The sequence below is a fragment of the Mesorhizobium sp. M2A.F.Ca.ET.067.02.1.1 genome, from assembly GCF_004023285.1.
Classification (GTDB): Bacteria; Pseudomonadota; Alphaproteobacteria; order Rhizobiales; family Rhizobiaceae; genus Mesorhizobium.
The window spans coordinates 1-10,621 of record NZ_RZSB01000126.1 but is presented as its reverse complement, the minus strand read 5'-3'; the positions used below and the strand labels follow the sequence as shown (position 1 = coordinate 10,621).

Genomic DNA, 10,621 nt, shown 5'->3' with positions numbered 1-10,621 from the left:
ACCTAGAGTCAAGTATGTTATTGGGCCCGACGGCAGCCCTCTTACCATCGCCGATCTGCCGCCGACGAACACGCGGCGCTGGGTTATCCGGCGCAAGGCGGAAGTTGTCGCAGCGGTACGTGGCGGCCTGCTCAGCCTTGAGGAAGCCTGCCAGCGCTACAAGCTCACCACCGAAGAATTTCTATCCTGGCAGGCATCGATCGACGAATACGGCCTTGCCGGGCTGCGCACCACGCGGATCCAGCAATACCGGCACTAGGCTGGACAGACATTAACGAAAAGGGCGCGACGTTCCGCGCCCTTTTCGCTTTTGTAAAACCTCAGACCGTCAGCACGACCTTGCCAATTGGTCGGGTGGTCAAAAATGCATGGGCTGCTCCCGCCTGGTCGAGCGGGAAGGTCTTCGCCACATGTGGCGAGAGCTTGCCTGCATCCACCAGCCTGGCAAGCTCGACAAGGCCATCGCGGTCGGGCAGCACGGACATGCGCTCGACGTGGATACCGCGCGCGCTGGCCTTCGCCCTGGTGGCATCGTGAACGTTGAGCAGCGAAACCAGAACGCCGCCACGCAGGACTGCCAGCGACTGGTCGGCATGGTCGCCGCCGATCGGATCCAGTACCAGATCGACATTGCCGACTTTCCCCGTGAAATCATCCTTGGTGTAGTCGATCACCTCGTCGGCGCCGAGCGCGCGGACGAAATCCGTTTTGCCCGGGCTGGCCGTGGCAATGACATAGGCGCCGCGCGCCTTGGCGATCTGCACCGCCAGATGGCCGACGCCACCTGCACCGGCATGGACCAGCGCGCGTTGGCCCGCCTGCAGGTGCCGTGGCGGATGAGGCCCTGCCAGTCCGTCAAGCCGGCGAGCGGCAAGGCCGCGGCATGCGCGTGGTCGATGGCTGCAGGCTTCGCGGCGATCTCGTCCGCCGGCGCTGCGGCAAGCTCGGCATAGGCTCCAGCCTGCTTGGGAAAGCGCGGCATGCCTAATACCGCGTCGCCGACCTTGAAGGCGGTCACGCCGGCGCCGAGCGCGGCGACGATTCCTGAAATATCCCAGCCGAGAATGAAGGGCGGCTCGCCGAGCAGTGGGTAGGAACCGCCGCGCACGGCGCCGTCGACTGGGTTGATGCCCGCCGCCTTGACGCGCACGAGCACTTCGCCGGGCTTGGGCGCGGGGTCAGGCTGCTCGGCAACGAAAAGGATCTCGGGTGCGCCGACGGAAGTCTGGACAACGGCACGCATGAACGCCTCCTGTTCAAGTGGATGTGCCGCTATCTTTTGGATAGTAATAGCTGATTGTCGAGTATGCACCTTTTTGATATATAGGCACCCTATGGATAGTGAAGACGTTTCCCCGCTCGGCTACGACGCGTTCCGGCGCACCTGCCCGTCGCACACCGTGCTCGAGATGCTGGCCAGCAAGTGGGTCTATCTTACCGTCTGCGCGCTGCGGCGCGGCCGGCTGCGCAATGGCGAGCTGGCACGCAAGATGGAAGGCATCACGCCCAAGATGTTGACGCAGACGCTGCGCGTGCTGGAACGCGACGGTCTTGTGCGGCGCGAGGTGTTTCCCGTCATTCCGCCGCGCGTGGAGTATGAACTCACGGAGCTTGGCCAGAACCTGGCGGGGCTGCTCAGCCAGATACGCTCATGGGCCGAAGAACATGCGCCGGAAATCAAGGAAGCACGAGCCCGGGCATCGGCTGATCATGACGAGATGGCCATGTCCTGAAGCAGGCGGCGAGGCTGATTCGACCGGCTGGCGGTGCTGAAGCTGCCGGCGGCATCCTCCGGCTCGGCATGTCTGCCGCAATGACTGCGATATGCCGGCGATCAGCCGATCATGGCGCTGCGGCCGCCTATTTCGGCGTCGCGGATCTTGGTGTCGCGCGATTCCAGCATCTCCGCTTTGGAAAGCTCCGCTTCAGCTTCGCCGAGTAATGATTCGGCGGTGCTTCGCTGCTGGGCGAGGTCGCTTTGCGAATTTCTAAGGTTGTCGCGGCGAAGGCGGGCCGCTTTGGCGAAGGTCGGATAGGCGAAATGGTTGATGTCGGTGATGCCGGCTTTTTTCTCCTCGGCGATGATCTGCGCTTCCAGCTCGACGGCCATGCGTTCGAACTCGGCGATCATCATGTCCAGCTGCAAGAGCTGCCGCCGCTTCTCATTCACCTGAAATTGCTTCAGCCGAACGAGGTTTTCACGTGACTTCATGATTCGATACTCCGCAAACGCACACCTGCAATACCGTCCAGTCCGCCCGGAACGACCCAAGCGCCGCCCGTTTCCCCCGGCTTTCCCTGGGCTATAGGAAACAAAGCCCTAAAGATTTTCGCCGGCGGTAACCATTCGTTTACGGGCATTGTTAATCATACGGGCGAGGACTTAAGGCCGGGTAAAAATTCCGGCTCTCGGCGGAAGCCCGGGCCAGCGAGTCTCTGGAGTCACTTAGGCTGACTTTTTGATGTGGTGCATTAGCGGTTTGCGTCTGTGATTCGTTATTAGATTCAAGTGGGTGTAGAAAGGGGTTAAAAAATCTGGTATCGTGTATGGCACGAAATTAGGATTTGTTAACCAGTCGGTGGCACCTTCTGTTCAGGCAATCACTGCTCCGGGTCCCGGACGGGTCGTGAGACGGCCCGGCAGCAGAAAAGGGGAATGAAATGCGTGTTCTGCTGATTGAAGATGACAGTGCAACCGCACAGAGCATCGAATTGATGCTGAAATCGGAGAGCTTCAACGTCTATACGACCGATCTCGGCGAAGAAGGTGTCGACCTCGGCAAGCTCTACGATTACGACATCATCCTTCTGGATCTCAATCTTCCCGACATGTCGGGATACGAAGTCCTGCGCACGCTGCGCCTCTCCAAGGTCAAGACGCCGATCCTGATCCTGTCCGGCATGGCCGGTATCGAGGACAAGGTGCGCGGCCTCGGCTTCGGCGCCGACGATTATATGACCAAGCCGTTCCACAAGGACGAACTGGTGGCGCGCATCCACGCCATTGTGCGTCGCTCCAAGGGCCACGCCCAGTCGGTCATCACCACGGGCGACCTGGTGGTCAATCTCGACGCCAAGACGGTCGAGGTCGGCGGTCAGCGCGTGCACCTGACCGGCAAGGAATATCAGATGCTGGAGCTGCTCTCGCTGCGCAAGGGCACCACGCTCACCAAGGAAATGTTCCTCAACCATCTCTACGGCGGCATGGACGAGCCGGAGCTGAAGATCATCGACGTCTTCATCTGCAAGCTGCGCAAGAAGCTCGACGCGGCATCCGGCGGCCAGAACTACATCGAGACGGTGTGGGGCCGCGGCTATGTGCTGCGCGAACCGGAAGATATCCGCGTCAGCGCGTAAGCGATCCAAGCGATATCAAGCAAAAACCCGGCTCAGGCCGGGTTTTTTGTTGGACCGCGCCCTGCGAATCAGGCGGCGATCTTGAGGAAACGGAAGCTTTCGAGCAGTTGCGCGCGGTTGAAGGGCTTCAGGAGATAACCTTGAGCGCCGGCGCGCTTGGCGCGCATGATCGCGGCCACATCGACCTCGACCAGCGAGACCAGGATTTGGGGCTTGATGGGAGCTTCCATAGCGCGGATGCGGCGAATAAGGTCCACCGCCTGGACGTCGGTCAGCCCGCCGTCGATGACAATGACGTCCGGCATGCCGTCGGCGCAGATTTCGGTAGCCTCGACCCCGGTCGACGCCTCGACGACGATGATGTCCGAGCCGCCAAGAATACGTTTTGCGACCTTCCTGATGACGCTCGAATCATCGACGAAAAGGCAGCGCTTCATGTCCGGATCCTCTTTGCCATCTGCCGAACCGGCAGCCTCCGGGTAACCGGTGAGCACCATAGGCCAATCTGGTAAAGAAGCTGAAAAGCCGTTAGGTAAAGTTTTTCCAAACAGGGGCATCGCGCGGTTTTTGGCCACGACGCTGTTACATGGATCGCGGCCGGCATTGCTCGATCTGCACTGCCAACACTAATATTGGCAATAAAAGATACTTGTATTTTTCTTAATGCGCGTCGCGCTGAACCGGATTCAGGCGACGCGGTTCAGGTCTTTGTTTGATGCATGTCGTTGTCCCAGAACCGCGCACACTTCTGGGCGACATGCATTAAAGCGCGTCGCGATCCTTCGGATTCGCTCCATGCGCTTTAGGTTTTTGATTTTACGCATGTCTTTATCCCGAAACCGGTTCCCACTTTCGGGAGACATGCATTAGGCAGCCGTCAGCACGATCTCTTCGGGGGTCGCGTGGATCGAGATCGTCATGTTGGCCTCGCGCGCCAGGAGCAGCGTGTAGTAAGGCTGGACCGAGTGGGCGTCGATCGGCTCCTCGGGCTTATGCCCGGAATGCAGTTCGAGGAATTTCGGCGGCACGCGCAGCATCGGTCCACTGGCCGACAGCGAAAAGCGCGGTTCGGTTTCGAGGTTTTCCAGCGTGATCACCAGCTTGCCGCCGCGCGGGATCGCCGCATGGGCGACAAGAATGAGGTTGAGCAGCAGCTTGACCTTGTTCTTGGGCAGCAGCGCGCGCGAGCCGTTCCATATAAGTTCCGGTTTTTCGTTCTTCAAGAAGGCGATGGCCACGGCCTCGGCATCACCGGTGTCGATCATCATCCCGGCGGAGCCCGCGGCGCCGAAGGCGATACGGGCAAACTGCAGCCGCGCCGAGGCGTTTTTGGCGCTCTGGCGAATGAGCTTCATGGCGTCTTCGTCGGCGCCGCCTTCGTCGAGCAGTTCCAGGCCATTGTTGATTGCGCCGACCGGCGAAATGATGTCGTGGCAGACGCGGCTGCAAAGCAGCGCCGCGAGATCGGGCGCGGAAAGAGTGAAGAGCTCGGCCATCGGTGAAATCCCTGCTTCAAGTCACTTGTTCATGGCCGAGCGACCGTTTTCGCGCCCGCCTACACGAATCACGCGCCTTTCCAAGGCTTTCTGAATACACAGCGCCTGAGCGCGCAGCAACAAATCCAAATTGCTGAGCCTGAAAATGGTGCGTTCACGGGGGGGAAAACCGGTGGTCGGGACCAAAGCTCAGCCTTCGAACCGCCATCTTCGTGTCGGAGCTTAATGGTTGAAAAAGGATTACGGCATAGTTTGCCCGTGATAGCCACCCTGAACGGCCGCCAAGAGCCGCAAGGGTGCGAGGCGTCGGCGAAAGTGCTCCCTGACGGAGATTGGAAGCATGTTTTCCCGATACTACGACCGGACATTCGTCCGTGTCCTCACCATGACCATCACACTCCTGGGGGCTTTGGTCCTTTCGACCGCGGCATCGCGGGCTCAACAGTACACCGCTCAGGAAATCATCGATTCCGGTCATAAATTCTTCGGCGAGACATCCGGTGGCTTGGCCACAGTCGTCGAGAAGATATTCGCGTCCTACGGCCTGCCGAACGGCTACCTGCTGGGCGAGGAGGGATCCGGGGCCCTCATCGGCGGCCTGACCTATGGCGAGGGGACGCTCTACACCAAGAACGCCGGCGACCATAAGGTATTCTGGCAAGGGCCGTCGCTCGGCTGGGATTTCGGCGGCGAGGGCTCCCGGGTGATGATGCTGGTCTACAACCTCGACGACATCAGCAGCCTCTACAACCGCTTCGGCGGCGTTGCGGGCTCCGCCTATGTCATTGCCGGCGTGGGCTTCAACGTGCTGCAGAGCAATCGCGTGCTGCTGGTGCCGATCCGCACCGGCGTCGGCGCCCGCCTCGGGGTCAATCTCGGCTATCTGAAGCTCACCGAAAGGCCGACCTGGAACCCGTTCTGATCGGGTTCTGCCCGTTACAATCGCTCGGACCGTGCTGATCACGCCGCGGCAAGCTCTTGCCGCGGCGTTGAATTTCCGCCATGCCAAGGTGGCACAATCCAGCGATTGCCGCTCCGCAAAGTGGATAGCTGCCTTGGTCCAGTCGGTTCTGTTCTTCGCACTCGGTTTCCTGAGCGCCGTTTTCCTGGTGTCGCTGATCGCGCCGGCGGTCTGGCGGCGGGCCGTCGTGCTGACGCGCAGACGCCTGGAGGCGTCGCTGCCGCTGACACAAGCCGAGATCCAGGCGGACAAGGACCGGGTCCGGGCGGAATATGCAATGACGACGCGCCGGCTGGAGATAACCGTCAAGAACCTGCAGGAGAAGGTGGCCGAGCAACTGGTGGAGATCGCTCGCGGGCACGAGGCCCTGAAGGGGCTCGCGGTCGAAACGAGGGACAAGAACCAGGCGCTCTCCGATTTGCAGACCAAAAATGCGGAGCTCAGGCAGCGCGAGGAGGATTTGCACCGCCTCTCGGAAAAGCACGCGCAGGCCGAGCGGGCGTTGGAGAAGCGCGCGCTGGAGCTGCAGAAGCTCGAGCAAATGTATGATGACGCCAGTTTCTCCTCGTCGAACCGCCAGATCGAGCTGGTTGCGCGCGAGTCCGAGCTGGAAAAGCTCGCCAGCGACATCGCGTTGCTCAAGGGCCAGCGCAAGGAGGCGGACCGCCACAGCCAGGAAATCGCCTCGGAAAGCAAGGCTGCGCGCGAAGCGTTGAAGGTCGAGAAGAAGAAAACGGCCGAGCTCGAGAAGAAGGTGGAGCGGCTGCTCGCCACGCTCGCCGATCGTGAGGAGAAGCTCGACCGGCGCGAGAAGGACCTTGCTCGAATGCGCGAACGTTCGAAGGAGACCGCCGTGGCAAACGGCGTCGCGCGGCTGACTGCCGGCCCGGATGCGAAAAGCGACGATGTCGACAAGGCGATCGCCAAGCTCGAGGCCGACCGGGAACAGCTGGAGGCAAGGCTGACGGCGCTGGCGCGTGAGAACAAGCGGCTGAAAAGCGATCTTGCCGACTCGGGGACAGCAATGCCGGAATCGGCAGGCGACGCACGCTCCGGCGCCGGCCTTCGCGAACAGATGAACGAGCTGGCGGCCGAGGTCGTCAATCTGACGATGAAGCTCGAAGGGCCGGATTCCCCTATCGCCAAGGCCCTGGCGAGTGACGGGCAGCAGAATGGGCGGGGCATCAGCCTTGCCGACCGCGTGAGGGCTTTGCAGAAGGCCAGCTCGTCCAGCTGAGGTGTGTTGATATTCAGGTGAGGCCGGCCTGCAAATAGCGGCTTCCTGCGCTTCCGGTGCTCACGTACGTTAAGTACGCTCCGCTCCGGTTCTCGGAAATCGTCATTTTCTCGGCCTGACTTGAATCTCAACACACCTCCGAGCGCCGCAGCTGCTGGGGCTCAGGTCGGGCCACTACCGGTTTGAAAAGTGATGTAAGGCGACGGCCGAAGCTGCCGCGACGTTCAGGCTGTCGAAGTCTTCCGCCATGGCGATCCTTACCGTGTGCAGTCTGGCAAGCAGCTCTTGTGGCAGGCCTTCGCCTTCAGTGCCGAGATAGAGCGCCAGCCTCGATGGCCGCTCCGCATCGCGGATGTCGGTTGCGCCACGCGGCGAGAGCGCGAACTGGCTGAAGCCAAGCTGGTCGAGCGTCCCGGTGAAGGCTGCGGTATCGTTGAAGGACGCGAAGGGAACCTTCAGCGCCGCGCCGACGGAAACGCGGATCGCCTTGCGGTAAAGCGGATCGCAGCAGGTCCGGTCTAGCAGCACTGCGTCTGCGCCGAAGGCCGCGGCATTGCGGAAAATCGCCCCCATATTGTCATGATTGGAGATGCCGACCAGGACGACGGCCAAGGCTTGCCGAGGCAAGTCTTGCACCAGAAGTTCGGCGGGCGCCGCATCGCCGCGCATGCCGATCGCCAGGACGCCGCGATGCATGTGGAAGCCGGCGATCCGGTCCATGACCTCGCCGGCCGCGACATAGACCGGGAAATCCGAAGGCGCCTTGCGCAAGATCGGCTGCAGGCCCGCCAGCCGGTTTTCGAGGATGAGGGCCGACTCGGCGGCGAAGCGCCCTGTCGACAGCAAGAGGTCCAGCACCACCTTGCCTTCGGCGACGAAGCGGCCGTGCCGGCCGACGAGATCGCGCTCGCGGATGTCGAGATAGGCGGCGACGCGCGGGTCCCGGGGGTCGTCGATAGGGATGATGTTCATACAGGCCTCGCCGAGGATGGTCAGCGAGGTAATGAGCCGCTGGCGCCGCGGGTCAAGCCCCGGCGCGGCGCAACCGATAGGCCATCTGCGAAAGATCGCCGTCGCCGAAAATGCCTTCCAGCATACGCAGCAATTCGCGCACCGCTTCGGATTTGCAGGAATAGTAGATCATCTGGCGGTCGCGCCGGGTCTCGACAAGATCGAGCGCCCTCAGCTTGGCGAGATGCTGCGACAGCGCGGACTGGCTGAGTTGCACCTTTTCGGCGATGGCGCCGACCGACATTTCGTCGTCGATCAGATAGGCCACGATCAGCAGGCGCTTTTCGTTGCCCATGAGAGTGAGAAACGCGGCGGCCGATTCCGCATTGGCGATTAGTTTGTTTGAGATCATAGATCCCCCAAAGGGTCCTGGCTCATCCTGGCGCCAGGGGGCAATGGCGCCTGATTCCACAATGTTCAGATGTCGACAGGCGCTGCTGAATCAGCGCCATAACAAAGGTAGATCATTTCGTTTAACTATCAAGCGTTGCTTTCGCCGGCGCGCGATCAACTATCGCTCTTGCTCTGCTGCGCGTCCCGCCTTCGCCATCTCGACGAGCACCGAACGCAACTCGCGCGCGGCTTGCAAAGGCTGGGGAAAGAAGATCCTGCAGGTCGCGTCCGGTGCGGCGAGATCCATGCCGTCGGCATCGAAGCCGGTGACGGTCCAGCCGTCGCCCGCGGCGCGGCCGAAGTGACGGGCATAAAGGGCAATCGCGTCGCGATGGTCGGCATTCATGTGATCGAGTGCTGCCTGCTCGCTGCCGGCCAGTTCCTCGACAAGGGCGCCGCCGATGATGAAATCATCGCGCTCGAGAAGATAGGCCCTGCCGAAGCCGCCATTCAGGCTGGCGCGGCCAGGCTCGAGCCGGAAGAACGAGAAATCGCCGAGCCCGGCATAAAGCTTGGCCTTCAGATTGCGATTGAGATAGCGGCGTTCGGCTCGGATCTGGTCGGCCGATCCCCGCTCCAGCCGCGCGGCCCGGCAGGCCAGGCTGATGCGCGGATGCGCCAGCGGATCGCCCTTGCCGGGTTCGCCAAGCAGCAGCGAGCAGCGCGGATCGGCGACAAGCGCACCGGTGTGCGCGGACAGCATCGAGACCAGGATCAGCGGCGCGCCGTCGATGTCGGTGGCGACGCCGACCCGGCTCGCCAGCGGCGAGCCGGTGCCGGGCTCGATAACCGCGAGCGCGCCGAAACGCGCCGATCGGATCAGGGTTTTCGCCAGCCTGATCGCTTCGGCGTCGGTCTCGCGAATGACATCTTTTTTCCGTTCGGTCACAAGCTCACCCGAGATAAGTTGATTTCTATTCTCCGGTTATCGGCCGAGTACACCCGCCTTTGCAAGGGCCGCGATTTCCTCCTGGCTCAAGCCAAGACGGGCCAATATGCTTGCGCTCTCGCGATCGGCGGCGGCCGGTGCTGCCGCAGCCGCTGCCGGGTCCTGCGAGAAACGCGGCGCCGGCGCGGGGCGCTCGAACCCGCCAGACGTCACAAAGCTTTGCCTGGCGCGATTGTGCGGGTGGTTCCTGGCTTCGACCAGCGACAGCACGGGCGCGACACAGGCATCGGACGTGGCGAAAAGCTCGGCCCACTCGTCGCGCGTTTTCTCCCTGACCCGCTCGGCAATGGCGGCGCGCATCGCGGGCCACAACGATCTGTCATATTGGCTGCCAACAAAATGCCCGGCGAGCGGCAGCAGCCTGGCGAATTCGCCGAAGAAGCGCGGTTCGAGGCAGCCAACGGCAATGTGCCTCGCGTCCGCCGTCTCATAGGTGTCGTAAAACGGCGCGCCGGAATCGAGCAGGTTCTCGCCGCGCCTGTCGCTCCACAGGCCCGCCGCCATGTAAGCGTGGATCGGTGCGGCGAGCATTGAGGCCCCCTCGATCATCGAGGCGTCGACCACCTGACCCTTTCCGGTCACCGAACGCTGGAAAAGGGCGGCGAGCGCGCCGGCAATCAGCATCATCGCGCCGCCACCTTGATCCGCGAGGAGATTGAGCGGCGGCACCGGCGGCGTGTCCTTCCTGCCGATCGCGTGCAGCAGGCCCGCATAAGCGAGATAGGTGATGTCGTGCCCGGCTCGCCCGGACAGCGGCCCGTCTTGGCCGAAACCGGTCAGGCGGCCATAGATCAGCGCCGGATTGTGTTGGAGCAGGATATCGGGCCCTAGGCCGAGGCGCTTCATCACACCGGGGCGGAACCCTTCGACAAGCAAGTCGGCCCATGCCGCGAGCCGAAGCAACAGCTCCGCGCCCGCCGGACGCTTGAGGTCGAGCTTGAGGATGGAACGGCCGTGGCGGTCGAGGTCGTATTCTTCCGGCAGGTTCAGAAGCGGCTGGCCGGCATCGGCGCGTTCGATGCGCAGCACGTCGGCGCCCATCTCGGCCAGCATCAGGGCGGCAAGCGGCACCGGGCCGAGCCCGGCCATCTCGATGACCTTCAGGCCCGCAAGCGGGCCTGTCCTTTCGGTGGAAACACCGGCACCTGTCGGCGATCCCGTCATCCCGCTATTTCGGCGCCATGCGGATTGCGCCATCGAGGCGGATGGTCTCGCCG

General features: G+C 62.4%; 14 protein-coding genes. 5 read left to right on the top strand and 9 right to left on the bottom strand.

Going from position 1 to position 10,621, the window contains the following annotated elements:
• Positions 1-259 (top strand): DUF1153 domain-containing protein (locus tag EOA28_RS12145; RefSeq protein ID WP_148670694.1); only part of this gene is annotated, 259 nt, incomplete at its 5' end.
• Between the two features lie 61 nt (positions 260-320).
• On the opposite strand, the gene EOA28_RS40160 is transcribed toward EOA28_RS12145, so the two are convergent.
• On the bottom strand, positions 321-764 hold the full coding sequence (locus tag EOA28_RS40160; protein WP_245463356.1) for a zinc-binding dehydrogenase: 444 nt from the start codon (positions 762-764) through the stop codon (positions 321-323).
• A complete protein-coding gene (locus EOA28_RS40155; protein ID WP_245463355.1) occupies positions 671-1,243 on the bottom strand; it encodes an alcohol dehydrogenase catalytic domain-containing protein in 573 nt (190 codons plus the stop codon). Before EOA28_RS40155 ends, EOA28_RS40160 begins: the two co-directional genes overlap by 94 nt.
• A gap of 91 nt (positions 1,244-1,334) precedes the next feature.
• Here EOA28_RS40155 and EOA28_RS12135 point away from each other — a divergent pair, with 91 nt between their 5' ends.
• Complete coding sequence (locus EOA28_RS12135) at positions 1,335-1,733, top strand: helix-turn-helix domain-containing protein (protein ID WP_127250703.1); 399 nt, start codon at positions 1,335-1,337, stop codon at positions 1,731-1,733.
• Positions 1,734-1,834: 101 nt separating this feature from the next.
• Here EOA28_RS12135 and EOA28_RS12130 read toward each other — a convergent pair whose 3' ends face one another.
• Complete coding sequence (locus tag EOA28_RS12130) at positions 1,835-2,212, bottom strand: flagellar export protein FliJ (protein WP_126064596.1); 378 nt, start codon at positions 2,210-2,212, stop codon at positions 1,835-1,837.
• Between the two features lie 449 nt (positions 2,213-2,661).
• Between EOA28_RS12130 and ctrA the strand changes: the two genes are divergently transcribed.
• On the top strand, positions 2,662-3,357 hold the full coding sequence (gene ctrA, locus EOA28_RS12125; RefSeq protein WP_006203583.1) for a cell cycle two-component system response regulator CtrA: 696 nt from the start codon (positions 2,662-2,664) through the stop codon (positions 3,355-3,357).
• Between the two features lie 68 nt (positions 3,358-3,425).
• On the opposite strand, the gene EOA28_RS12120 is transcribed toward ctrA, so the two are convergent.
• Together EOA28_RS12120 and EOA28_RS12115 are read right to left on the bottom strand one after the other, a co-directional pair.
• Positions 3,426-3,794 carry a response regulator gene (locus EOA28_RS12120; RefSeq protein WP_126064597.1) on the bottom strand — a complete coding sequence of 123 codons (369 nt, stop codon included), beginning with the start codon at positions 3,792-3,794 and terminating at the stop codon, positions 3,426-3,428.
• Between the two features lie 429 nt (positions 3,795-4,223).
• Positions 4,224-4,853, bottom strand: coding sequence for a histidine phosphotransferase family protein (locus EOA28_RS12115; RefSeq protein ID WP_127250704.1), 630 nt, complete (start codon positions 4,851-4,853; stop codon positions 4,224-4,226).
• 385 nt (positions 4,854-5,238) lie between these two features.
• Between EOA28_RS12115 and EOA28_RS12110 the strand changes: the two genes are divergently transcribed.
• Entirely contained in the window at positions 5,239-5,775 is a 537-nt protein-coding gene (locus EOA28_RS12110; protein ID WP_245463440.1) for an EipA family protein, read from the top strand.
• Positions 5,776-5,908: 133 nt separating this feature from the next.
• The gene (locus EOA28_RS12105) at positions 5,909-7,051 is read left to right on the top strand and encodes a hypothetical protein (protein WP_127250706.1); all 1,143 of its coding nucleotides are present in this window, start codon (positions 5,909-5,911) and stop codon (positions 7,049-7,051) included.
• Between the two features lie 174 nt (positions 7,052-7,225).
• On the opposite strand, the gene EOA28_RS12100 is transcribed toward EOA28_RS12105, so the two are convergent.
• From EOA28_RS12100 to EOA28_RS12085, 4 genes are all read right to left on the bottom strand, one after another.
• On the bottom strand, positions 7,226-8,023 hold the full coding sequence (locus tag EOA28_RS12100) for an RNA methyltransferase (RefSeq protein ID WP_127250707.1): 798 nt from the start codon (positions 8,021-8,023) through the stop codon (positions 7,226-7,228).
• A 52-nt stretch (positions 8,024-8,075) separates the two neighbouring features.
• Positions 8,076-8,414 carry a metalloregulator ArsR/SmtB family transcription factor gene (locus tag EOA28_RS12095; protein ID WP_127250708.1) on the bottom strand — a complete coding sequence of 113 codons (339 nt, stop codon included), beginning with the start codon at positions 8,412-8,414 and terminating at the stop codon, positions 8,076-8,078.
• 159 nt (positions 8,415-8,573) lie between these two features.
• Positions 8,574-9,344 carry a HugZ family protein gene (locus tag EOA28_RS12090; protein WP_127250709.1) on the bottom strand — a complete coding sequence of 257 codons (771 nt, stop codon included), beginning with the start codon at positions 9,342-9,344 and terminating at the stop codon, positions 8,574-8,576.
• A 36-nt stretch (positions 9,345-9,380) separates the two neighbouring features.
• Positions 9,381-10,493 carry a CaiB/BaiF CoA-transferase family protein gene (locus tag EOA28_RS12085; protein WP_245501513.1) on the bottom strand — a complete coding sequence of 371 codons (1,113 nt, stop codon included), beginning with the start codon at positions 10,491-10,493 and terminating at the stop codon, positions 9,381-9,383.
• Positions 10,494-10,621 lie beyond the last annotated feature (128 nt).